The organism is Microvirga sp. Mcv34 (assembly GCF_024519725.1).
Classification (GTDB): Bacteria; Pseudomonadota; Alphaproteobacteria; order Rhizobiales; family Beijerinckiaceae; genus Microvirga.
Genome location: NZ_JALJRK010000020.1, coordinates 47,509 through 70,032 on the forward strand (window position 1 = coordinate 47,509; position 22,524 = coordinate 70,032).

The 22,524-nt window shown below is 64.8% G+C and carries 19 protein-coding genes; 10 read left to right on the plus strand and 9 right to left on the minus strand.

From position 1 onward, the window contains the following. Positions 1-162: 162 nt before the first annotated feature. Entirely contained in the window at positions 163-2,343 is a 2,181-nt protein-coding gene (locus tag OC446_RS13035) for an esterase-like activity of phytase family protein (protein WP_262029456.1), read from the plus strand. 55 nt (positions 2,344-2,398) lie between these two features. Here the strand turns inward: OC446_RS13035 and OC446_RS13040 are convergent, their stop codons facing one another. The 3 genes from OC446_RS13040 to OC446_RS13050 form a co-directional block, all read right to left on the minus strand. Continuing rightward, positions 2,399-6,022 (minus strand): class I SAM-dependent DNA methyltransferase, encoded by a 3,624-nt coding sequence (locus OC446_RS13040; RefSeq protein ID WP_262029457.1) that lies wholly within the window; start codon positions 6,020-6,022, stop codon positions 2,399-2,401. 269 nt (positions 6,023-6,291) lie between these two features. Continuing rightward, positions 6,292-6,534, minus strand: coding sequence for a hypothetical protein (locus OC446_RS13045; protein ID WP_262029458.1), 243 nt, complete (start codon positions 6,532-6,534; stop codon positions 6,292-6,294). Between the two features lie 137 nt (positions 6,535-6,671). Next, the gene (locus OC446_RS13050) at positions 6,672-7,061 is read right to left on the minus strand and encodes a DUF3775 domain-containing protein (protein ID WP_262029459.1); all 390 of its coding nucleotides are present in this window, start codon (positions 7,059-7,061) and stop codon (positions 6,672-6,674) included. 152 nt (positions 7,062-7,213) lie between these two features. Here OC446_RS13050 and OC446_RS13055 point away from each other — a divergent pair, with 152 nt between their 5' ends. The 4 genes from OC446_RS13055 (at position 7,214) to OC446_RS13070 (ending at position 9,309) form a co-directional block, all read left to right on the plus strand. Continuing rightward, a complete protein-coding gene (locus tag OC446_RS13055; RefSeq protein WP_262029460.1) occupies positions 7,214-8,038 on the plus strand; it encodes a C13 family peptidase in 825 nt (274 codons plus the stop codon). A gap of 119 nt (positions 8,039-8,157) precedes the next feature. Then, entirely contained in the window at positions 8,158-8,499 is a 342-nt protein-coding gene (locus OC446_RS13060) for a DMT family protein (RefSeq protein WP_262029461.1), read from the plus strand. Between the two features lie 2 nt (positions 8,500-8,501). Further along, a complete protein-coding gene (locus OC446_RS13065) occupies positions 8,502-8,936 on the plus strand; it encodes a DUF3052 domain-containing protein (protein ID WP_262029462.1) in 435 nt (144 codons plus the stop codon). A 52-nt stretch (positions 8,937-8,988) separates the two neighbouring features. After that, positions 8,989-9,309 (plus strand): YnfA family protein, encoded by a 321-nt coding sequence (locus tag OC446_RS13070; protein ID WP_262029463.1) that lies wholly within the window; start codon positions 8,989-8,991, stop codon positions 9,307-9,309. Positions 9,310-9,383: 74 nt separating this feature from the next. On the opposite strand, the gene OC446_RS13075 is transcribed toward OC446_RS13070, so the two are convergent. The 4 genes from OC446_RS13075 to OC446_RS13090 all read right to left on the minus strand — a co-directional run bounded on the left by OC446_RS13075 (position 9,384) and on the right by OC446_RS13090 (position 12,460). Next, the gene (locus OC446_RS13075) at positions 9,384-10,523 is read right to left on the minus strand and encodes a PQQ-dependent sugar dehydrogenase (RefSeq protein ID WP_262029464.1); all 1,140 of its coding nucleotides are present in this window, start codon (positions 10,521-10,523) and stop codon (positions 9,384-9,386) included. An 83-nt stretch (positions 10,524-10,606) separates the two neighbouring features. Then, positions 10,607-10,798 carry a hypothetical protein gene (locus OC446_RS13080; RefSeq protein WP_262029465.1) on the minus strand — a complete coding sequence of 64 codons (192 nt, stop codon included), beginning with the start codon at positions 10,796-10,798 and terminating at the stop codon, positions 10,607-10,609. 147 nt (positions 10,799-10,945) lie between these two features. Further along, positions 10,946-11,353, minus strand: a complete 408-nt coding sequence (locus tag OC446_RS13085; RefSeq protein ID WP_262029466.1) for a VOC family protein — start codon at positions 11,351-11,353, stop codon at positions 10,946-10,948. Between the two features lie 126 nt (positions 11,354-11,479). Then, complete coding sequence (locus tag OC446_RS13090; RefSeq protein ID WP_262029467.1) at positions 11,480-12,460, minus strand: Bug family tripartite tricarboxylate transporter substrate binding protein; 981 nt, start codon at positions 12,458-12,460, stop codon at positions 11,480-11,482. A gap of 137 nt (positions 12,461-12,597) precedes the next feature. Between OC446_RS13090 and OC446_RS13095 the strand changes: the two genes are divergently transcribed. Continuing rightward, positions 12,598-13,800 carry a pyridoxal phosphate-dependent aminotransferase gene (locus OC446_RS13095; RefSeq protein ID WP_262029468.1) on the plus strand — a complete coding sequence of 401 codons (1,203 nt, stop codon included), beginning with the start codon at positions 12,598-12,600 and terminating at the stop codon, positions 13,798-13,800. A 192-nt stretch (positions 13,801-13,992) separates the two neighbouring features. After that, positions 13,993-14,268 (plus strand): hypothetical protein, encoded by a 276-nt coding sequence (locus tag OC446_RS13100; protein WP_262029469.1) that lies wholly within the window; start codon positions 13,993-13,995, stop codon positions 14,266-14,268. 78 nt (positions 14,269-14,346) lie between these two features. On the opposite strand, the gene OC446_RS13105 is transcribed toward OC446_RS13100, so the two are convergent. After that, a complete protein-coding gene (locus tag OC446_RS13105; protein WP_262029470.1) occupies positions 14,347-16,314 on the minus strand; it encodes a hypothetical protein in 1,968 nt (655 codons plus the stop codon). A gap of 220 nt (positions 16,315-16,534) precedes the next feature. Here OC446_RS13105 and OC446_RS13110 point away from each other — a divergent pair, with 220 nt between their 5' ends. The 3 genes from OC446_RS13110 (at position 16,535) to OC446_RS13120 (ending at position 21,296) form a co-directional block, all read left to right on the plus strand. Beyond that, positions 16,535-17,008, plus strand: a complete 474-nt coding sequence (locus OC446_RS13110) for a DUF992 domain-containing protein (RefSeq protein WP_262029471.1) — start codon at positions 16,535-16,537, stop codon at positions 17,006-17,008. A 213-nt stretch (positions 17,009-17,221) separates the two neighbouring features. After that, positions 17,222-19,261, plus strand: coding sequence for an elongation factor G (locus OC446_RS13115; protein ID WP_262029472.1), 2,040 nt, complete (start codon positions 17,222-17,224; stop codon positions 19,259-19,261). A 307-nt stretch (positions 19,262-19,568) separates the two neighbouring features. Next, positions 19,569-21,296 (plus strand): AMP-binding protein, encoded by a 1,728-nt coding sequence (locus OC446_RS13120; RefSeq protein ID WP_262029493.1) that lies wholly within the window; start codon positions 19,569-19,571, stop codon positions 21,294-21,296. A gap of 270 nt (positions 21,297-21,566) precedes the next feature. Here the strand turns inward: OC446_RS13120 and OC446_RS13125 are convergent, their stop codons facing one another. Next, positions 21,567-22,457 (minus strand): LysR family transcriptional regulator, encoded by an 891-nt coding sequence (locus OC446_RS13125; protein WP_009764607.1) that lies wholly within the window; start codon positions 22,455-22,457, stop codon positions 21,567-21,569. Between the last annotated feature and the right edge of the window lie 67 nt (positions 22,458-22,524).

The following is a 22,524-nucleotide window of genomic DNA, read 5'->3' on the forward strand; positions in this document are numbered from 1 at the left end:
TCGATGTGCAACAGCTATCGATTGGCTCCGGTCTCGACAACGCCCTGGTGGGAGATTCGGTGCAAAACAGTTCAGTTTCCCTTGCAGCATCAGTTGTCATCGGCCTGTCATGGACGGGGCGCATGAGGGGCCGGCCAATCTTGACCGTCTCGTGGGGACTCCATGCACCGCTCTTTCCTCGCCGGCTCGCTCGCCGTTGCACTCCTCTCCGGCACGGCGCTCAGCGCCTCCGCGGCCGAGTATTTCGACCGCATCGCCAGCTTCCCCATCACCTCGAACCTGCCGAAGGACTCGGACCAGAAGGCCGAGACCGTGGCCGAGATCATCTCGGCGAGCGAAGACGGCAAGCTGCTGGTCTACACGGACAGCCCCCGCAAGGCGCTGGGCTTCATCGACATCACCGATCCGGCTTCCCCTCAACCGGGCGGGATGCTTGCGGTGGGCGGCGAGCCCACCTCGGTGAAGGTCGTGGGCGGGAAGGCCTATGTGGCCGTCAATACTTCTGAGAGCTTCACCAACCCGAGCGGCAAGCTCGTGGCCGTGAACCTCGCGAACCGCAAGATCGTGGCCGAATGCCCGCTGCCGGGTCAGCCCGATTCCGTGGCCGCCCATGCGGGCATCCTCGCCGTCGCCATCGAGAACGAGCGCAACGAGGAGATCAACGACGGCGCGCTTCCGCAATTGCCCGCCGGCGCCCTGGTGGTCGCGTCCCTCAACGGCGACGCGCTCGATTGCGCGGCTCTCAGGACCGTCGATCTGACGGGCCTCGCGGCCGTCGCCGGCGAGGACCCAGAGCCGGAATTCGTGGATGTGTCCGAGGACGGCAAGGTCGTCGTGACCTTGCAGGAGAACAACCATATCGCCATCGTCGACGGCAAGAGCGGCAAGGTCGAGGCGCATTTCTCCGCCGGCACCGTCGACCTGAAGAACATCGACACCAAGAAGGACGGCAAGATCGATCTGACCGGCGCCATGGACAAGGTCGCCCGCGAGCCGGATGCGGTGCACTGGATCGACGGCAATCGCTTCGTGACGGCGAACGAGGGCGACTGGAAGGGCGGCTCGCGCGGCTTCACCATCTTCAACAAGGACGGCAGCGTCGCTTACGAATCCGGCGCGAGCCTGGAGCACGAGATCGTCTCGCTCGGCCATTACCCGGACAAGCGCAACAAGAAGGGCGTCGAAATCGAAGGCATCGAGACGGGCCGCTTCGGCAACGACACTCTCATCTTCGTCGGCTCCGAGCGCGGTTCGGTCGTCGCGGTTTACCGCGACACGGGCGCGGCGCCGGAACTCCTGCAGGTTCTGCCCTCCGGCATCGGCCCGGAGGGCCTTCTCGCCATCCCGTCGCGCAATCTCTTCGTGTCCACGAGCGAGACGGATCTACACGGTGAGGGAGGTGCCGCTCCGCATGTGATGATCTACCAGCGCGCCGAGCGCGCGGCTCCTGCCTATCCGACGATCCGTTCAGCGAAGAACGCCGAGGGACTGCCCATGGGCTGGGGCGCCCTGTCCGGCCTCGCCGCCGACAAGACGCAGGCCGGCAAGCTCTATGCGATCACGGACAGCTTCTACAGCGCGGCGCCGCGCATCCTCACCATCGACGCCACGAAGAAGCCCGCGCTGATCACGGCCGAGACGCTCGTGACGCGCAACGGCGCCGCCGCCGAGAAGCTCGACCTCGAAGGCATCGCCGTGGCGCGGGACGGGTTCTGGCTCGCCTCTGAGGGCAATCTGGAAAAAGGTGTCAAGAACCTGCTCATCCGCACCGATGCCATGGGGGCGATCCAGGAAGAGATCAACGTCCCGGCGGAGCTCGAAAAAGGTGCGAAGAATTACGGCTTCGAAGGTGTGACCGTGACAGGCTCGGGGTCTGAGGAGATCGTCTGGCTCGCGGTCCAGCGCGAATGGGCGGACGACGGCAAGAACGCCGTGAAGCTTCTCGCCTACAAGCCGTCCGACAAGAGCTGGAGCGCCGTGCGCTATCCGCTCGAGAGCGCGGAAGCCGGCTGGATCGGCCTGTCGGAGATCACCGCGGCGGGCGACCGCGTCATCATCATCGAGCGCGACAACCAGATTGCCGAGAAGGCCAAGGTGAAGCGGCTCTATGCGGTGTCCCTCGCGGACATGAAGCCCGTCACGCCCGGCGGCGAGCTGCCGCTCGTGCGGAAGACCCTGGTGCGCGATCTCCTGCCGGATCTCAAATCCGCCAAGGGCTACGTGCTCGACAAGGTCGAAGGCTTCGCCATCGATGCGGCGGGCGATGCCTATATCGTCACCGACAACGACGGCGTCGACAATTCCTCCGGCGAGACGCAGTTCCTCAAGCTCGGCAAGCTTTGAGCTTCATCGGCCATACGACAGACGAGAAGGGCCCTCGCAGGGTCCTTCTTGCATCTTACGCAACCTTGCGGGCGAGGTAGCGTCCGTCCGGCGTCGTGGCGATGCGGCCATAGCGGACGAGGGTCACGAGGGCCTGCTCGACGCGCGGCTCGATGCGCTTGCCGCCGCGCTTGAAGCCGCGCGCCAGCGCAGCCGCATCCATGGGCCGGCCGGCCGACAGAAGGGCGTGCTCGACCGCGAGCGAATCCTCGTGCCGATCCTTCGGAAAGGCCGGGAGAGAGCGGTCGATGGCCACCACATTCGCCGTGAGGTCGAGTTCTTCGGTCCTCGTCGCCGTGCCCCTGGCGAAGCGCGGGATCTGGTAATCGGGCCGGAGCCAGCGCACAAGCCCGGCCGCTTCTTCCGGGGCCCGCTCGGCATTCAGCGCCACCAACCGTTCGAGGATTTCCTCGTCAGTGAGATTATCCGGCCAGCCATAGGCCTGGAACACGAGCCGGTCGAGTCGCTCGTGCAGTTCCTTCAGGATGAGGATCAACCCCTGGTCCTTGATGCGCTCCTCGTCGGGCGTGAGCACGACCGGCTCGCCCTGTGTCATCCCCGGCGAGCCGGAGGCGCAGGAAGGGGACCCATGATCAGGCGCCGCGAGCCCTCTCCCCCCTTGTGGAGGAGAGATGGAGAGGGGGGTGCCGGCGCCATGCTCTGAGATGCTGGCGCCGGCACCCCCACCCCTAGCCCCTCCCCACAAGGAGGAGGGGGATCCAGTGCGCGCCGCCTCCATCACCTTCAGCTTCTCCAGCACGTTGTACATCTGCGTCAGCGTGAGCTTCGGATGCTCGGCCTGGCGAGACTTGCGGAACGCGTCGAGTTCCTCCGCGACGGCGCGGATTTCGGCCTTCAGGGTCTCGGATGGATCGGGGAAGGGAAACTTATTAAAGCACTCCGTGTGATTATACGTATGGTCGTTACCAGCACCGAGCCATCCGCCAGTATGAAGTGCAAAAGTGATATGAGGACGGGAGGATAGAATGCCTAAATGCAAACTATCGTTAATGGCTATTGCGATTACCTTGCTCTCTGGCAGAAAGTCCTTGTCATAGAAGCTAAATATTTTGTGCTTTGCAGTTCGAGAGGTGCAAATATATCGCTTGATGTTAACAAGCGCCTCTCTAAGGCGCGGAGCGGGCTCCCCGTATCTCCACCACTTTATTCTACGAATGTCGCGCCGGTTTAAGTCTCGCTCCGGCTTAACTGTGCCTAGAAGATGATTGTAGATAATTGGTGCGTTTTTTCGGAGAAATTCATCGGAGTAGTCATCTGTGTCTATGACGAACACTCCTCTTGGAGCTCCAACAACATCTCGCCCATTGATGAACTTTTTGATCAGCCCGGCGTAAAGGAGGCTATGGCTGCTCCAGTTAAGTGCCGTCTTCTCATCAAGGATAAAGCCTTCACCATTTAGCTGCACTCCCTTATGAGCCAAGCTTCTAGTCGCTTCCAACTCTTGGAGATTGGACAGGTCATGACCAATCGAAAGATCTGGATTTATCCTGCCTATAGAGGAGCTAAATTGTAGATATGGCTGGTCTGTATCTAGTGCATCCTCACAAGTAACCTCTAAAAGCACGCCATCCTGCTCGCCCTTCGTTGCGACCGTCATCGCAATGCGCACTGCCGCTGAGTCCGCCGCCGCCTTCGTCCATGGATGATCCGGGATCGCCATCACCAGTGACACGGGCGTCTTCGCCTCCATGCGCTTCTTCATCACGCGGCGTGAGAATTCCTGCGTAATCGAGTTGGTGGTCACGAAGCCGAAGCGGCGCAGGAGTGAGTTCTTCGCGGTCAGGATTTCCGCCGCGTGGTCCCACCAATACATGACGAGATCGGCGCTGTCGTTCATGTGCCTGTGCGCTGCCCAGAGCGCTTCCGTGTAGGCGTCGCCGAGGCGGGCGCGCAGATCCTTGCCGCCGATGAACGGCGGATTGCCCACGATGAACTCCGCTTCCGGCCATTCGGGACGGCGGGCATTCGGATAGGTTTCGATGCGCTTGCCGTCTTTCTCCATGACCTGCGGCACAGGATAGCCGTCCCATGTAAGGACGGCGTCGTAGCCCTGGCGCCGGCCGAAATTGATGGTCTGGAAGGCGCGCAGGATCGGCTCGGATGGGTGACCCGTGCGGTTGCGGTAATGCTGCTGCAAGAAGCCGATCCATACCACGAGTTCGGCGATCGCCGCGGCGCGCGGGTTGAGCTCGAGGCCGAGGAACTGGTGCGGGTCGACGGTCTCCCGGTCGAGGCCCATGCTTTCCGGCTCGCCGAGCTGCGCCAGTGTCTCCAGCACCTCGCCTTCGAGCTTCTTCATCAGCTCCAGCGAAACATACAGGAAGTTGCCGGTGCCGCAGGCGGGGTCGAGCACCCGCGTGGTGCAGAGACGGCGGTGGAAGGCGTGCACGATGGCGATCGCCGCCTTCTCGTCGCCGGTTTCCTTGGCGTGCTCGGCCTTGCGCAGGGCGGTCTGCCAGTCGTCGCGCAGCGGCTCCATGACGGTGGCCTGCACGAGGCGCTGCACGTAGGCGCGCGGCGTGTAATGGGCGCCGAGCTTTCGGCGCTCGGTCCTGTCGAGAGCCTGTTCCAAGAGCGTTCCGAAGATGGCGGGGTCGACCTCGGTCCACGAGTACTTCGCAGCCGCCAGCAGCTCGCCGATCTCCTCGCGGCCGAGGTCGAACACGGTCGTGTCCTTGAACAGGCCGCCGTTGAAGTGGCGCACGCGGGTTTCGATCACATGGCTGAACTCGTCTCCCTTCTCCATCTGCTGCCAGAGCGCCTTGAGCCGGTGCGGGAAGTGCTCAGGGTCCACGACGCTCTTCTCCAGGATCGCCTTGAAACTGTCGGGGGGAAGCAGCGCGACATCCTCGGCGAACATGGTGAAGAGGCAGCGCATGAGGAAATGGGCCACGTCCTCCGCGTCGCATCCGCGCTCCTCCAGGGACTTGCTCACCTGCGCGAGGCGCTTGGCGATGTCGCGGGTGACGCGGGCCGCCTCCTTGGACGGATCGAGCCCGTGGGGCTCCTGCCAGATTCGCTTCAGAAGCGTGCGCGTCGCCTCCGTGCGCAGATCCTGCAGGTAGACGCGATAGCCGTTACGATCCGGGAAATGGCTGTAGGCGCGTCCCGTGCCGGTGAAATCCGCATAGAGCTCCAGGCAATGGCCCACGTCGCACACGATGATGAAGGGCGGCGCAGGATGGTCCGGATCGAGCAGGAAGACATAGGATTCCGCCTGCTGGCGCGCATTCTTCATCATCACGTCCCATCCCCGCGCGATGCCGCGGCGACCGAGATCGGCGGGCTCTTCGGCGAGCATGGAAAGCTGGCCCGGAATGGCCTTCTGTTTGCCCGGCAGGCGCGATTGCTTGGCCTCGAGGATGAAGGCGTTCTTCTTGTAGAGATCGATGCGCTTGTGAGCGGTCGCCGCGTCTCCGTCCCGGGGGCGGACGGCGCGCTCGAACACGTAGTCGTTCCGCTCCCGCTCCGCGCCCGCCGGGTCGGGGCGCCGCACGCCGAGCACATCGCAGAGCTCCGCCAGAAACATCTGGTAATTGGCGCGCTCCGCGCCGCCCTCCCGCGAGGTCCACCGGTTGATGAAGACGTCGACAGCGTCGACAGAGGAGGCAGGAGACATCGACTACGCAACATGAGGAGGCCGGACAAACCGGACGTTGCGAATTTCTACAACCTAAAAATGAATAGAGTCAAAATACACCTATAAGGTGCAGACGCGCTCACGGCCCGGCGCTCCCCGCCGATGAGCCAGGAGGTATCGGACCGGACCCCGAACGCGGCTTCACGTCGGGGTCCGATGGCTCTAGGAAGCGTTCGGTTGTCGGGAGAGCGCCCCTGCGCGGGGCCGGGTGCCGGCCTGCGAGGCAGGCAGGGAGAGAGGGGACGGGATCAGGCGGTGAAGGCCGTCGGACCCCTCATGTAGGCTTCCACCCGGTCGATATCGACCTGGGTTTCGTCCGGAGACGTATTGGGCTGCGTGTCCGGCTGCGTGTCCGGCTGCGTCTCGGCCAGGGGCTGTTCTTCCGCCGGATCGGTCAGGGGGGCGAGGTCGTTCGCGGCGTCGTGAACGGTTTGAAGAAACTCGCTCTGCCCGTCGTCGTCCGGGCTCTCAGGGGGTAGGCGCGGACTCATGGCATTCTCCTTTGGGAGTAGGCAGGATTATTGGCGCGATCCATGTCACAAATAGGGCGCCGCCCCGGACGGACGATGCCGATCGCGTGATCGCGACGGGTATCGATCCTGGTTCCGGATGGCGGCTCCGCCGTGCCTCAGGCGCAGCTGCGGCCCATGGCGTTGAGGCCCTCGTCGAGGAGGTCGGCCAGGTTGGGAATGCCGATGAGCCAGTCGGCCGTCGAGAGCGAGCTTGCCGCCTCGCGTTCGCGGGCGAGGCGCACGGCGGCGCCCCATTCCTCCGGCTCCATGTCGCCGCGGCCGATATAGACCAGGGCGATCAGGTCGGCGCGCTCGTCGTCGTTGAGACCCGTGATCACGTCGCGGATCTCCTCCTCCGTCGCGTCGTCCGGCGAGGAGGTGAGGGCGTCGACGCTGCCGTCGTCGATAGGGTTCGAGCCCGAGGCCGGATCCGTGATGCCTTCCTTCACATCGATGGCCCTGACCCGGAGAATGAGTTCGCAAACCTTATCGAGCGCGATGTCCATAAAACCCTCTTGGCATGTAACGCGTGACTGACCTGACAGGGAAACCCGGAAAAGGGCATTCGGTTCAGCTTAAAGCGTCGGCCCGGCCTAAGGGGCGATCCTTGGCTTTCGCGGCGGTCTGCGCCTAAACTGGACTGAGGCTGGGATCTGTCATGCACCGCTTGCTCGCTTTCTGTCTGGTTGGACTCTCGCTCGCCATCGGCCCATTCCATGAGGCGCACGGCCAGCCGGCTCGCAGGGCCGAGGCGGGCAAACTGGCGCCACAACGTCCGGGGCAGACCGACGTCTATATCCTGTCGTTCGGCCTCTGGGGGCCGCAGAGCGTGTTCGAGAGCGAGGCCCGGGGAGCGGCGCGTATCCTCGAGACGCAGTTCGACGGGAAGGGGCGCTCCATCGTCCGGGTCAACACCAAGCGCCGCGCCGGCGCGATGCCCGAGACCCTGATGGCCGCCGCCGCGGCGGCCGGGAAGGCGCTCGATCCCGCCGAGGACATCGTGGTGCTCGTCCTCACCTCGCATGGCGGCCCGGAAGGGATCGGGCTCGTGGCCGGGCGCGACGCGCTTCTCGTCACGCCGGACAATGTCCGGGAGCTGCTCGACCGGACCCGGGCCGAGCATCGGGTGCTGATCGTCTCAGCCTGCTATTCGGGCGTCTTCGCCCGGGAGCTGGCGGACCCCCGCACCCTCGTCATCACGGCGGCGGCGGCCGACAAGCCATCCTTCGGCTGCCGGGACGGGGCGACCTGGACCTATTTCGGCGATGCCTTCTTCAACAGAGCCCTGAGGAGCGAGGTCCGCTTCGACGCCGCCTTCGAGACGGCCCGCGGCCTCGTCACGGAACGGGAGAAACGGGAAGGGTTCGATCCGTCGAACCCGCAGATCGCCGGTGGGGAGGAGGTCCTGGGACGGTTGAGGGAAGCCTGCCGGGCTGCTCCCGCGCAGCAGGCTGGGCGCGCGGCGCGATCGGCCAGCTGCTGAGCCTGCGGCGTTCGGTCTCTTCATCGTAATCCGGCCGATCGACGTTCATTGGCTTGACAGTCCCATCAGGACGATTAGGGCAGAGCGCCCTGTCGATCTGAGCCCGTACCGGAACCACCATGAGCCCCCATACGACACCCGTCCTGATGCTGGTCGCATCGAACGTCTTCATGACCTTCGCTTGGTACGGACATCTCAAGTTCAAGACGTCGCCCCTCTGGATCGCCGTCATGGCGAGCTGGGCCATCGCCTTCGTCGAATACTGGTTCGCCGTGCCGGCCAACCGGATCGGCTCGTCCGTCTACTCGGCGGCCGAGCTCAAGACCATGCAGGAGGTCATCACCCTCGTGGTCTTCGCGGTCTTCTCGGTGTTCTACCTGAAGGAGCCCCTCGGCTGGAACCATCTCGTCGGCTTCGGCCTCATCGCCACGGGCGCGGCCTTCATCTTCCAGGCGCGCTGAGCATGAGCGCGGGCTATTCCGGAACGCCCTTGCCGAAGAAGCTCGGGTTTAGGGATGGTCAGCGGGCTGCTTTCATCGGGCTCCCCAACGACCTTTCCTGGCTGGCGGGCAGCGTGGACCTGCAAGAGGCCTGGCTTGAACCGGCGTTCACGGACACCTTACCCCATGGCCTGGATGTCGTGCACCTGTTCACTGTTGAGGCAGAGCCGCTTGGGAAGCTGCTTGACGGTCTCAAGCAGCGCATCGTGCCGAATGGGATGATCTGGGTTTCATGGCCGAAGAAGAGCGCGAAGGTGCCGACCGACGTAACGGAGGACGTGATACGCTCCGCCGCCCTGGGCCGAGGTCTCGTGGATGTGAAGGTCTGCGCGGTGGATGCGGTGTGGTCAGGCCTGAAGCTCGTGATCCCGAAAGCACTGCGAGCTGCCACGTCGTGATGGCGAAGGATCCCATGGGGCTCGCCTCGTTCACTCGTCCGCTGGCGAAGCGATGACGTTCCTCGTCTATGCCGGCGCGGCGCTCGCCGAGATCGCCGGGTGCTTTTCCTTCTGGGCCTGGCTGCGATTGGGGAAGTCGCCGCTTTGGCTCGTGCCCGGTATGGGGGCGCTCGCCCTCTTCGCCTATCTCCTGACCCTGGCGCCTGCCGATGCCGCAGGCCGGGCCTACGCCGCCTATGGCGGCGTCTACATTGTCGCGTCGATCCTGTGGCTCTGGATCGCCGAGGGCGCGCGCCCCGACCGTTGGGACGTGGCGGGCGCCGGCATCTGCCTGGCCGGCGCGGCGCTCATCCTGTTCGGGCCGCGGGGGTGACGCTCCATACTCTCCACCTCATCGCCGGCTTCATGCCGGTTATAACGTGGGAGGGCGGGTGAGCGTTACGCCCCTCATGTCGCCGGCTTCATGCGCAGGATGCGACCGTTGCGGGAATCGGTCAGCAGGTAGACGAGCCCGTCGGGGCCCTGACGGACGTCGCGGATGCGCTCGCCGAGCTGCTGCAGCATGCGCTCCTCGCCCGTGACCCGGTTGCCGTCGGTTTCGAGCCGAGCGACCAACTTGCCGGACAGGGCGCCGATGAGGATGCTGCCGCGCCAAGCCGGGAACTGGTCGCCCGTGTAGAAGGCCATGCCGGAAGGCGCGATGGACGGGTCCCAGTAGAAGACCGGCTGCTCCATGCCGGCCTTTTTCGTGCCTTCGCCGATTTTCGCGCCGGAATAATCGACCCCGTAGGAGATCACCGGCCAGCCGTAGTTCCGCCCCTTCTGCGGGATGTTCAGCTCGTCGCCGCCTCGCGCGCCGTGCTCCACGGTCCAGAGCTCGCCGGTGACGGGGTGGAGGGCGGCCGATTGCAGGTTGCGGTGGCCGATGGACCAGATCTCGGGACGGGCGTCCTCCCGGTTCAGGAACGGATTGCCCGGAGCGGGGGCTCCGTCGGGCTTGATGCGGACGATCTTGCCCAGATGGTTGGCCGGGTTCTGTGCCTGGTCGCGCAGGTCGAACCGGTCGCCCAGGGTCACGAAGAGGTTGCCGTCCCGGTCGAACACCAGGCGCGAGCCCCAGTGGTTGTTGCCCGTATGGGCCGGTTCCTGGCGGAAGATGACCTGCGTCTCCTCCAGGGCGGTCCCGTCTTGGCTGAGGCGGCCACGGGCCACGGCGGTGCCGGCGCGGCCTTCCCCGCGGTCCTCCGCCAAGCTCAGGTAGACGAGGCGGCTCTGCGCGAAGTTCGGGTCGAGGGCGACGTCGAGGAGGCCGCCCTGTCCCCGCGCGGCGATCGGCGGGAGGCCACGGATCGGCTCGGACAGGGTGCCGTCGGCCTCCGCGATGCGCAGGCGGCCGGGGCGCTCCGTCACCAGCATGCGGTTGTCGGGGAGGAAGGCGAGGCCCCAGGGATTCTCGAGGTTGCGGGCGAGCGTCTCGACGATCACCTCGACCTTGTCGGTGCGGAGGCGCTGGGTGTCCTGGGCCAGGGCGGGGGACGCGGCGCCGAGAGCAAGCGCGCAGGCCAGGGCAATTCGGGGGCTCAGCATCTGGGATTCTCTCCGTCGATTGTCATGCCGGAGAGCTAAACGTCTGGGGCAGGCCGTCAACCGGGCCGCCGTTCACTCACGCGTTATCGCAGCGAATGGACGTGGATGGTTTTCGTGTCCCTGGCCGACAGGGTTTGGGTGGTGGCCATCACGGAGAGAGTGGCAAGGCCCAGCAGCATGACGAGGGCCAGCGAGCAACGGCTTTCCTGGCGCGGGTCGAGCCGGTGGGCACGGGTGGAAACACGGGTAGTGTGCCTTGGTCGGAAAGTCTTCATCGGTCCATTCCCAGCAGCCGATCAGGAGCTGCAGAAGAAAAACTTGTGCGATTCAAGAAAGTTCCCGCCTTATCCGAAAGCGCTGCTTCCGGTTTTTCGGCTAAGTGTCCGTATTAACTAATTATTAACCATTGTGGCAGCGTATGCTCAAGCTTTGCGGCTCAGCTCGACCGACGCCGCCGAGCGTTCCGTCGGCCCATGATGGACCGCCTCGATATTGTGCCCGTCCGGATCGAAGGCAAAGGCGGCATAATAGCCCAGGTGATAGGACCGTTCTCCCGGCCCACCGTTGTCGCGGCCGCCATGAGAGAGCGCGGCCGCGTGGAAGGCGTGGACGGCCTCCCTGTCCTGCGCCTGGAAGGCGAGGTGCACCCGCGACACCGGGCCGTCCGCCCGGTCCACCCACAGTTCGTCGGAGGCGAAATGCGTCGGGCTCTCCGAGGTGAAGTCGCGGCCGATGGCGTTCAGGACCGCCCGGTAGAACCGCCGGCTGGACTCGAGGTCAGACACGCGCAAGTGAATGTGGTCGATGAGACGGCCCTGGTGGTACGGCACGAGAGGTCTCCTTTTCGGTCGTCCCGGGGCTGCGCGGCAGAACCCGGGATCGTGTGACGAGAATGGCGCGCTTTTCTGAAGCCGATCCCGGATCGGCTTGCGCCGTCCGGGATGACAGCAGTGGCCTCACTCGGCCTTGATGCCCGCCGCCTTGATGATCTCGGCCCAAGTCTGAATCTCCTTGGCGAGATAGGGCTTGAACGCTTCCGGATCGCGCACGTTCAGCGTGAAGCCGAGCTTGGTGATGCGCTCCTTCACGTCGGGCTTGTTGAGGATCGCGATGATCGTGCCGGACAGCTTGTCGAGGACGGGCTTGGGCGTGTTCACCGGTGCGAAGAAGGCGGCCCAGGATTCCGCGTCGGCATCGGTGATGCCCTGCTCGCGCAGGGTCGGCACGTCCGGAGCCTGCGGGTTGCGCTGCGGGCTCGCGATGCCGATGGCGCGCATCTGGCCGCCCTGGAACTGGGTCAGCACGCTGGGCAGGGTCGAGTTCGACACGTCGATACGGCCCGCCATGATCTCCGTCACGAGAGGCGCGGCGCCCCGGAACGGCACGTGGGTCATCTTGATGCCCGTTCGGGTCATGAAGAGCTCGGTCGCCAGGTGCGAGCCGGAGCCGACGCCGGTCGAGCCGTAGTTCAGCTTGCCCGGATCCTTCTTGGCGAGCTCGATCAGCTCGGGAATGGTTTTCACCGGCAGGTCGTTCTTCACCACGAAGACGTGCTCGAAGGCGCCCGCGCCCGCGAGCGGCGCGAAGTCCTTCACCGCGTCGTAGCCCGGCTCCTTCAGCAGGAACATGTTGTTGCCGTGCGTCTGGTTATTGCCGAACACGATGGTGTAGCCGTCGGGCTCCGCCTTGGCGACGCTGCGCGTGCCGACCGCCCCCGAGGCGCCGGCCAGGTTCTCGACGATCACGTTCTGGCCGAGATCCTTGCCCATCTCCTCCGCGACGATGCGGGCGATCACGTCGGTCGGGCCGCCGGCCGGGTAGGGCACCACCATCTTGATGATGCGGGTCGGGAAGTCCTGGGCGGAGGCTGCGGTGGCGAAGAGGGCCGCGCCGGCGACGAGGCCGAGCGCGAGGCGGCGGGTGACGGATATGGTCATCGGAAAAGGCGGCTCCTCGAAAGCCCGTTCGCGACGGGCTGCTTTTGCTTGCTGTTTCGCTTGCTTGGGCGGCTTGGCCGCATTAGGGTCCGCCGCCGTCACGGTTCCCTTCTTAACGCCCCAATCGGAGGATTCCCATGGGCTTTTTGTCTGACGCCCTTTCCCGCATCAAGCCGTCTGCAACCATCGTCATCACGCAGAAAGCGCGGGATCTGAAAGCTCAGGGGCGGGACGTGATCAGCCTCTCCGTCGGCGAGCCGGATTTCGACACGCCCGACAACATCAAGGAAGCCGCCATCGCGGCCATCCGCCGCGGCGAGACGAAGTACACGCCGGTCTCCGGCATCGTGCCATTGCGCGAGGCCATCTCCCGCAAGTTCAAGCGCGAGAACGGCCTCGACTACAAGCCCTCGCAGACCATCGTGTCCACCGGCGGCAAGCAGGTGATCTATAACGCGCTGCTCGCCACCCTGAACCCGGGCGACGAGGTCATCATCCCGGCGCCGTACTGGGTGTCCTACCCTGAGATGGTGGGGCTCTGCGGCGGCAAGCCCGTCTTCGTCGACTGCACCATGGAGCATGACTTCAAGCTCCAGCCGGAGCCGCTCGAGCGCGCCATCACGCCTAAGACCAAGTGGATCATCCTCAACTCGCCGTCGAACCCGACCGGCGCGGCCTATTCGCGCGCGGAGATGAAGGCGATCACCGACGTGCTGATGCGCCATCCGCATGTGTGGGTGCTTACCGATGACATGTACGAGCACCTGACCTACGGCGATTTTGAGTTCGTCACGCCGGCCCAGGTCGAGCCGAACCTCTACGAGCGTACGCTCACCATGAACGGCGTGTCGAAGGCCTATGCCATGACCGGCTGGCGCATCGGCTACGCGGCCGGTCCCGATCACCTCATCAAGGCGATGGATTTCGTGCAGGGGCAGCAGACCTCCGGCGCCGCCTCGATCTCGCAATGGGCCGCCGTGGAGGCGCTCGACGGGCCGCAGGATCACCTCAAGGTCTTCAAGAAGGCCTTCGAGGAGCGCCGCGACCTCGTCGTCTCCATGCTCAACCAGTCCAAGTACCTGAAGTGCCCGATGCCGGAAGGCGCGTTCTATGTCTATCCGTCCTGCGCGGAGGCGATCGGCAAGACGGCGCCTTCGGGCAAGGTGCTGGCGACGGATGAGGACTTCGTGTCCGAGCTGCTCGAAGCCGAGGGCGTCGCGGCGGTTCACGGCTCGGCCTTCGGCCTCGGCCCGAACTTCCGCATTTCCTACGCCACGTCCAATGCGGCGCTCGAGGATGCCTGCAACCGCATCCAGCGTTTCTGCGGAAGCCTGCGCTAAGGCGTAAGAGTGGGGGGAGCCTCATCAGGCTCCCCTAAAGCCCTCATCCTGAGGGGGTTGCGCTAGCAATCCGTCTCGAAGGACGAGGGCGCCTCCAGCGTACTCTGGATGATCCTTCGAGACGCAGCTGTGCTGCTCCCCAGGATGAGGTCAGAGATTGATGAGATAATCTCCAGGGAGCACGCTGTGCAGATGACATTGCCCCGGACCTTCCATCCGGATCCCGGGGCGGAGCCCTATCGGGCCGATCCGGCCTCCACGCACCGGGTGAAGTTCGACGCCCGCGTCGACTTCACCAATGGCGGCTATGTGGAGGCCAAGGACTTCCTCCTCGACATCCAGGGCGAGGATATCCCGCCTGAGCGCCTGGCCGAGATGATCGTCTCGGCCATGAACCTCCTGCGCGCCGGCCCCGTGACGATCACGGCCATGCGCGTCGTCAAGCGCGGCGAGCATCAAGACGGGTGAACCTGCGCTTGTCGTGATCGTCTCACGTCATCAACGGCACAAGGCAGGTGATGACGTGAGTGGGTGTCGCCCCGTCCCCTACAGGACGAACCAGCCCTTGCTGAGTTCGAGCGAGCCTTTGAGCTTGATCACGGCCTCCGCCGCCTTATCGTTGTCGGTGTTGAGGTAGAGGTAAGTTGCGCTCTTCGTCTTCTCGAAGCGCGCTTCGCCGGCCTTGCTGAAGTCCTTCTTGCCGATGAAGCTGAACTTCTGGTCTCCCCGCTTGCGGGTGTTGGCATCGATGGCGGACAGGTCGATCTTGTCGCCCTCCCGGCGCGAGACGTCGAGGATGATGTCCGCTTTGGCCTTGGACGAGCTGGTCTCCCGGTTTGCGAACGCGAACACGTCGCGGCCGGCGCCGCCGGTGAGTCTGTCCTGACCAGGCCCGCCGCTTAGCCGGTCGTCGCCGCCTCCGCCATTCACGACATCCGCGTCCGCACCGCCGTTCATGGTGTCGGCATCTGCACCGCCATCCATGATATCGGCGCCTGTCCCGCCGTCCATGGTGTCGGCACCTGCACCGCCATCGAGTCGGTCGTTGCCGCCTGCTCCGTTGAGAAAGTTGCGGAACGCATCGCCGGTGAGAGTATCGTGGCCCGCGCTGCCCGAGAGCGTGTCGGCGAGCGCGGTGTTGCGCACCATGGTACCGGTCCCGACGTCGATGGTATGGGCCACGTTCCAGGTGAGCGCACCTTCGACTATGGTGACGGTGGCGGCCTTTGGGCCGGTCGAGGCATAGGCGTGGTTGAACACGGCGCGTCCGGCGGTGGGTGTCACAACGCTGCTGGTGCCGTCGCCCCAGGCAATGCTGGCGCTGGAGGCATTACCGACCGCGAGCGTCGTCTCAAGGAAACAGCCCTCGGCGATCGCCGCCGCATGTTCTTTGTAGAACAGATCGATCCGGAAGATGTCGAACGCGTCGTTCATATCGCCAGCGATGAGGTTGGAGGCGAAGCTGCCGAACGTTACGTATCGTCCGTCCAAGCTGAACTGGGCTTCCGCGCTGAAGTCATCTGCTTCGACCCCCATGACGGAGGTGGAGAGGCGGGTGACGGCACCGGTGCTCAGGTCCTTGAGGAAGATATCCGTTTGCCCATTGGTATCGCCGCCGACCAGATTGGAGGCCCGGCTTTGGAACACCACATAGCGTCCGTCGGAGCTGAACTGAGGGTTCGAGCTGTCTCCGTTGGTCTCAGTTCCGCCTGACCCATTGGACAGGCGGGTGACGGCGCCGGTGGTCAGGTTCTTGAGGAAGATATCGCGGCTATCACGGTCTGTCGTGCTGGTGCCATCGCCGTCCAGGTTGGAAGCCGAGCTTTCGAACACCATGAAGTGGCCGTCCGGGCTGAACTGAGGATTAAAGCTGTCGTCGTTCGCTGCATTTCCATTGGCGGCGGTGGAGAGGCGGGTGACGGCACCGGTGGTCAGATCCTTGAGGAAGATGTCGTTTATTGTGTTGTTGGTGTCGCCGGTGACTAGGCTGGGGGCCCTGCTTGCAAACACCACATAATGTCCGTCCGGGCTGAACCGCGCATCGGAGCTGTCAAACTGTCTTCCAAATTGTGGAACTTCAACGGCTCCAACCGGGGTCGAAAGACGCGTGATAGCGCCGGTGACCAGGTTCTTGAGGAAAATGTCGGTACTACGATTGCTGTCGTCACCGTCGACCAGATTGGTGGCCATGCTTTCGAACACCACAAAGCACCCATCGGGGCTGAATTGAGGGTTCAAGCTGTCGTTGTTTGCCTGGGCACCGTTCGATGTGGTGGAGATGCGAGTGACAGTGCCGATGCTCAGGTCCTTGAGGAAGATGTCGCGGTCATCCCTGGTGTCGCCGACGATCAGATTGGTGGCGCTGCTTTCGAACACCACGAAGCGCCCATCGGGGCTGAAGTGAGGACTACTGCTGCTCTCGTTCGCCTCTGCTCCACTGGTCGTGGTCGAGATCCGCGTCAGGATATCGGCGCTGGTTGGACGGAAGACGGATTGCACGGACAGGAACATCATGGACCTCCTACAGCCACTCATGAATTGAGTTGCTAAGCTAGGCCGATTACGGCGTGGACTACTCTCTGAACGGAGGGGATCGGGTGCGTGAGCGCACACCGGACGTGCAGGGGAGAAGCGTGATTTCCGTCCCCTTAACCCAGGATAGACATCCTCTCCGTGGAACGGCGCCGCGCTTGCGCCGTTAAGCGCTAAGCTTGACCAAGCTTAGGAGCTCATCATGCGTCGCGCCGCTCTCCCCGTTGCCGCCCTTGCTCTTCTTGCCGCTTTTGGTGCCACCGAGGCCCAGGCTCAGAACCGGGGGCGGGTCGGTGTCCTGTCCTGCAGCGTCTCGGGCGGGATCGGCCTCATCGTCACCTCGCAGAAGACCACGCTGTGTACCTTCAATCCCCGGCGCGGGCGGCCCGAGCGCTATGTGGGCGTGATCCGCCGGTTCGGGCTCGATATCGGGGCAACACGGCGGGGCATCCTGACATGGGCGGTGTTCTCCCGCGGCAGCGTCGCGCCGGGCTCCCTCGCCGGGAGCTATGTGGGCGGGACCGCCGAGGCGACGGCCGGTGCCGGCGTCGGTGCCAACGTCCTGGTCGGCGGCTCGAACCAGAGCATTTCTCTCCAGCCCCTATCCGTCAGCGGCCAGACCGGCCTCAACCTCGCCCTCGGGGTGGCCGATTTCGAACTGCGACGGGCGCGATAGGCGGGAGCGTTCCATCCCAAAGATGAAATTCCATCCTGCGTCATCACCGGCCTCGTGCCGATGATGACGTCGAGGGTGTCATTCTCCACCCGCCCCCACGTCCTCCCGTCCAAGCACAATCCTCTTGCCATTCCACGACGAGAGGCAGAGCATTCATGGCAACGCGTCCCGCAAGAGCGCGCCGATGAATGGGGGCAGGGAGGATGATGTCCTATGGCACCCAACGGCAGACTAGGTTCGGGCCCGCGATGCATCGCGATCGTCGGCCCGTTTCAGAGCGGCAAGACCACGCTTCTCGAAGCTATCGTGGAGCGCACCGGAGCGATTTCGCGCGCGGGCCGCGTGTCCAGCGGCGACAGCGTCGGAGATGCGAGCGCGGAGGCCCGCGCCCATGCCATGAGCATCGAGCCCAACGTGGCGACGGTGGAATTCCTCGGCGAGAGCATGACCTTCGTGGACTGCCCCGGCTCGACGGAATTCCTGCACGAGATGCGCAACGTCACGCCGGTCTGCGACGCGGCGATCGTCGTCTGCGAGGCGGACGAGCGCAAGATTCCGGCCCTTGAAATCATCCTGCGGGAGCTCGAGGAGGCGGATATCCCGCGCTTCCTCTTCATCAACAAGATCGACACCGCGACCCAGCGCATCCGCGAGACGCTCGCGCTGCTGCAGCAGGCCTCGCGCACGCCCCTGCTCCTGCGCCAGATCCCCCTCTGGAAGGACGGCATCGCCGTCGGCTTCATCGATCTCGCCCTGGAGCGCGCCTTCATCTATCGCGAGCATGCACCGAGCGAGATCGTGGACCTGCCCGAGGGCGAGCTGCCCCGCGAGAAGGAAGCGCGCTTCGCCATGCTCGAACGCCTGGCCGATTACGACGACGAGCTCATGGAGGAGCTGATCTCGGAGATCGAGCCGCCGCGCGACCAGATCTTCGACGACCTGTCGAAGGAGCTGAAGGAGCGTCATGTGGTGCCGGCCCTGATCGGCTCGGCCGAGCGCGGCAACGGCATCACGCGGCTCCTGAAGGCCCTCCGTCACGAGGCGCCGACCCTGGCGGAGACCCGTGCCCGCCTCGGCGTTCCCGAGGAGGGCGCGCCCCTGGCCCAAGCCATGAAGACCCTGCATATGGGGCAGGGCGGCAAACTCACCATCGCCCGGGTCCTGCGCGGCACCTTCCACGAGGGCGACACTGTCGTCGGCTCGCGCGGGGCGGAGGCGCGGATCGGCAGCCTCGCGACGCTTCTCGGCAGCGCGCTCAACCGCAAGGCGGAAGCGGTGGCCGGCGACACGGTCGGGTTCGGCCGGCTGGAGGGGATTGCCACCGGGGACGCCTTCGCGGCCGGCAAGGCCAGGCCCGAGGCCATCGTATCGCCCGCGCCGCCCGAATCCGTCTACGTGCTGGCCCTCAAGGTGAAGGACCGCAAAGACGACGTGCGCCTGTCGAGCGCGCTCGCCAAGATCACCGAGGAGGACCCGTCCCTCGTGATCGAAAACCGGCCCGAGATGGGGGAGATCCGGCTCCACGGGCAAGGCGAGATGCACCTGCGCGTGGCCGTGGAGAAGCTGGCTTCGCGCTTCCAGGTCGGCGTCGAGACGGCGAAGCCCCGGGTGGCCTATTGCGAGACGATCAAGCTGCCCGCCGCCGCCCGCGGCCGGCACCGCAAGCAGACCGGCGGGCACGGCCAGTTCGGCGACGTGATGATCGAGATCAGGCCGCTGCCGCGCGGGGAGGGGTTCGCGTTCCAGGACCAGATCACGGGGGGCGTGGTGCCGCGCCAGTACATCCCGTCGGTCGAAACGGGGGTGCGGGATGCGCTCAAATGCGGGCCGCTGGGCTTCCCCGTGGTCGACCTCGCGGTGATGCTCACCGACGGTTCCTACCACACGGTGGATTCCTCGGACGCGGCCTTCCAGGCGGCCGCCAAGCTCGCTCTGGCGGAGGCCCTGCCGAAGGCGAAGCCCGTGCTGCTGGAGCCCGTGCTGTCGGTGGAGATCACGATCCCGTCCGAGGCCCTGTCCAAGGCGACGGCCCTCGTGACCGGACGGCGCGGACAGATCCAGGGGTACGATGAGCGCCCCGGCTGGTCCGGCTGGCAAGTCCTGAGCGCCACCATTCCGGAGTCCGAAATCGGCGATCTGATTGTCGAGCTGCGCTCGGCTACGGCCGGCGTCGGGACCTTCTCGACCCGGTTCGACCACATGGCGGAGCTGAGCGGCCGCCCGGCCGACATGGTGCTGCAGAAGGCTCATTGAGAGTTAGGGAGATGGCTCACTTCCTCGGGCGTGAAGCTGACCGCCTATGACGTGGATTTACCTCTCCTTGAGGGAGAGGTCGCGCCGGAGGCGCGGGTGAGGGGGTACGGGTCCATCCGGAGAGGGCGTAACCCCTCATCCTCCCTGCGCTCGACCTCTCCCCACCGGGGAGAGGTGGTGGCCTCTCATCCAATCGTTCATCTCTAAACTATTTCCATCGACAAACGGGCTCGCCCGCGCCAAGTTATATTCTTATGGAGACGCCATCTCCCAGGAAACCAACCTCGCCCCGCAGCGGAGGACAATGATGACCGTGTCGACCCCGGCCCCTGCCACGGCAGGCGCGACGGATGCCTATGCCGCCCGCCCTTGGCTCGATTCCTACCCGGCGCAGGTTCCCAAGACGATCGACGAGGCCAGGATCGGCACCCTCAACGACATCTTCCGCCAAGCCGTCGCCGAGTACCCGAACCGGGCCGCCGTCGAGAGCTTCGGGACGCGTATGACCTACGCGACCCTGGGGCGGGAAGCCGATGCGGTTGCCGCGTGGCTTCAGGCCCAGGGCCTGAAGAAGGGCGACCGAGTGGCGATCATGCTGCCGAACGTGATGGCTTTTCCGGCGATCCTGTTCGGGGTGCTGCTCGCCGGCGGCACGGTGGTCAACGTCAACCCTCTCTATACCCCGCGGGAGCTGACCTATCAGCTCAAGGATTCCGGAGCGCGGTTCCTGTTCGTGCTGGAGAACTTCGCCACGACGGTCGAGGAATCCCTGCCCGATCTCAGACTCGACCGGGTGGTTCTGGTCACGCCGGGCGATCTCCTCGGTCTCAAGGGGGCCGTCGTCAACCTGGTCTCGCGCCACCTGAAGAAGGCCGTGAAGCCTTTCAGTCTGCCGCAGGCCGTCGCCTTCAAGTCCGTCATCGTCCAAGGGGGGCGGCAGAAGCCACAGCCGGTGGCCGTGTCGCCCGACGACGTCGCCTTCCTGCAATATACCGGCGGCACCACGGGCGTCGCCAAGGGCGCGACCCTGCTCCACCGCAACGTGGCCGCCAACGTGATCCAGTGCGAGGCCTGGATGCGGCCATTCTTTGGCGACCGGCAGGACCACCTGATGGTTACGGCCCTGCCGCTCTATCACATCTTTGCCCTCACGGTCTGCGCCATGCTGATGACGCGGATCGGCGGGTGCCAGCTCCTGATCGCCAATCCGCGCGACATCCCGGGCTTCGTCAAGACCCTGCAGAAGAGCCGGATCACCCTCATGTCCGGTCTCAATACGCTCTACAATGCGCTCGCAAATGCGCCGGGCATCGAGAAGGTCGATTTCTCCCAGATGGTCTTCGCCGTCTCCGGCGGCATGGCCACCCAGGAGGCGGTGGCGAAGAAATGGAAGGCCGTGACCGGGCAGCCCATCGTCGAAGGCTACGGCCTGTCGGAGACCTCGCCCGTGGTCTGCGCCAACCGGCTCGACATCGAGGAGTTCACCGGCACCATCGGCTACCCGCTGCCCTCGACGGATGTCTCCGTCCGCGCCGGTGACGGAACGGCTCTCCCTCCCGGCGAGCGGGGCGAGCTCTGCGTGAAGGGCCCGCAAGTCATGGCGGGCTACTGGCAGCGGCCGGACGAGACCGTGAAGGTCATGACGGCGGATGGCTGGTTCCGGACCGGCGACGTGGCCGTGATGCTGCCCGACGGCCAGATCAAGATCGTCGACCGGATGAAGGACATGGTCCTCGTGTCCGGATTCAACGTCTATCCGAACGAAGTCGAAGACGTGATCGTCAAGCATCCCGGTGTCATGGAAGCCGCCGTCATCGGTCTGCCGGATGAGCATTCCGGCGAAACGGTTGTGGCCTACGTGGTCCGCCGGGATCAGGCCCTCACCGTCGAGGAATTGCGCGAGTTCTGCCGGGAGAACCTCACCGGCTACAAGGTGCCGCGCCGGATCGAATTCCGGGACACCTTGCCGAAGACCAACGTGGGCAAGGTCCTGCGCCGCGCGCTCAAGGAAGAGGTGAATCAGGACCGACCCTGATCGCGGGCTCAGGGCAAAAAAAAGCCGGGCGCGAAGCCCGGCTAAAGTAGAGGTCCGACAAAAGTCAAAACCTTCCAGAGGGAACGGCCGACACGGCAGCGCCGGGAGGAAGAAAAGCACTGCCGCGTTGAAATCAGCCACGGGTGATATCGGCCGCTAAGCGCCTATTTGCAATGCAGCATGCCTCATAAAAGGGCTGCACAAAGCGCATGGCTCGCGTCATCTGACGGACAAAATTGGAAGAGCTATCGAGCTTGGCGGGGATTCGCCTCAGAACGTCCAGCGCTGAGCCTTGGAAATCAGGAAATCTCGGAAGGCCTGAACGCGGGCTACGGAGCGCATTTCCTCAGCATAGACGAGATAGCTGTCGAGGGATGGCATCTCCACGTCCCGCAGGATCTGGATCAGGTCCGGATTGCCGACCACCGCATAATCCGGCAGCACGGCGATGCCCGCCCCGGTCTCGACAGCCAGCTTCAGGGCCGTGATGTTGTTCACGACATAGTGATACTGGCGCGGCTCGCGTCCCTCGCGTCCAGCCGTCGAGAGCCAGTGCACGGCCATGAGATAGGACGGCTGGTCGCCGCCGAAGGAAACGATCCGGTGCTCGTCCAGATCCTCCAGGGTCTTGGGCTCGCCGAACCGCTTCAGGTAATCCGCCGAGGCATAGACGTGGAAATGCACCGTGAAGAGGCGGCGCTGGATCAGGTCGGGCTGGGCCGGGCGGCGCAGGCGGATGGCCACATCGGCCTCGCGCATGGCGAGGTCCAGCTCCTCGTTGGACAGGATCAGCTCGACGCGGACATCCGGATAGAGGTCGAGAAACTCGGCGATGCGCTGGGCGAGCCAGATAGAGCCCAGACCCACGGTGGTCGTCACCTTCAGCTCGCCCGAAGGCCGCTCGCTGGTTTCGACGAGCCGGGCCTTGGTGGTCTCCAGCCGCATGCGCATGTCGCGGGCGGCCCTGAACAGCAGGTCTCCCTGCTCGGTCAGGATCAGGCCGCGGGCATGGCGGTGGAAGAGGGGAGCGCGCAATTCGCGCTCGAGGGCGCTGATCTGGCGGCTGACGGCCGATTGGCTCAAACCCAGATCGTCTCCGGCCCGGGTGAAGCTGCCTGCTTCAGCGACCGTATAGAAAATCCGGATTTTATCCCAGTCCACGGCATTCCCCTCATGCCTCACATGCTCCTGACGCAAGGCAACTCTTATCTCTTATGAGCCGAGGGTC

What these genes read in the sequence shown, in the direction of transcription:
- OC446_RS13095 (WP_262029468.1), top strand. Translation starts at nt 12,598, where the DNA reads ATGGGCTTTTTGTCTGACGCCCTTTCCCGCATCAAGCCGTCTGCAACC.
- OC446_RS13080 (WP_262029465.1), bottom strand. Translation starts at nt 10,798, where the DNA reads ATGAAGACTTTCCGACCAAGGCACACTACCCGTGTTTCCACCCGTGCC.
- OC446_RS13050 (WP_262029459.1), bottom strand. Translation starts at nt 7,061, where the DNA reads ATGGACATCGCGCTCGATAAGGTTTGCGAACTCATTCTCCGGGTCAGG.
- OC446_RS13055 (WP_262029460.1), top strand. Translation starts at nt 7,214, where the DNA reads ATGCACCGCTTGCTCGCTTTCTGTCTGGTTGGACTCTCGCTCGCCATC.
- OC446_RS13040 (WP_262029457.1), bottom strand. Translation starts at nt 6,022, where the DNA reads ATGTCTCCTGCCTCCTCTGTCGACGCTGTCGACGTCTTCATCAACCGG.
- OC446_RS13105 (WP_262029470.1), bottom strand. Translation starts at nt 16,314, where the DNA reads ATGATGTTCCTGTCCGTGCAATCCGTCTTCCGTCCAACCAGCGCCGAT.
- OC446_RS13045 (WP_262029458.1), bottom strand. Translation starts at nt 6,534, where the DNA reads ATGAGTCCGCGCCTACCCCCTGAGAGCCCGGACGACGACGGGCAGAGC.
- OC446_RS13035 (WP_262029456.1), top strand. Translation starts at nt 163, where the DNA reads ATGCACCGCTCTTTCCTCGCCGGCTCGCTCGCCGTTGCACTCCTCTCC.
- OC446_RS13090 (WP_262029467.1), bottom strand. Translation starts at nt 12,460, where the DNA reads ATGACCATATCCGTCACCCGCCGCCTCGCGCTCGGCCTCGTCGCCGGC.
- OC446_RS13120 (WP_262029493.1), top strand. Translation starts at nt 19,569, where the DNA reads ATGACCGTGTCGACCCCGGCCCCTGCCACGGCAGGCGCGACGGATGCC.
- OC446_RS13065 (WP_262029462.1), top strand. Translation starts at nt 8,502, where the DNA reads ATGAGCGCGGGCTATTCCGGAACGCCCTTGCCGAAGAAGCTCGGGTTT.
- OC446_RS13060 (WP_262029461.1), top strand. Translation starts at nt 8,158, where the DNA reads ATGAGCCCCCATACGACACCCGTCCTGATGCTGGTCGCATCGAACGTC.
- OC446_RS13075 (WP_262029464.1), bottom strand. Translation starts at nt 10,523, where the DNA reads ATGCTGAGCCCCCGAATTGCCCTGGCCTGCGCGCTTGCTCTCGGCGCC.
- OC446_RS13110 (WP_262029471.1), top strand. Translation starts at nt 16,535, where the DNA reads ATGCGTCGCGCCGCTCTCCCCGTTGCCGCCCTTGCTCTTCTTGCCGCT.
- OC446_RS13115 (WP_262029472.1), top strand. Translation starts at nt 17,222, where the DNA reads ATGGCACCCAACGGCAGACTAGGTTCGGGCCCGCGATGCATCGCGATC.
- OC446_RS13100 (WP_262029469.1), top strand. Translation starts at nt 13,993, where the DNA reads ATGACATTGCCCCGGACCTTCCATCCGGATCCCGGGGCGGAGCCCTAT.
- OC446_RS13070 (WP_262029463.1), top strand. Translation starts at nt 8,989, where the DNA reads ATGACGTTCCTCGTCTATGCCGGCGCGGCGCTCGCCGAGATCGCCGGG.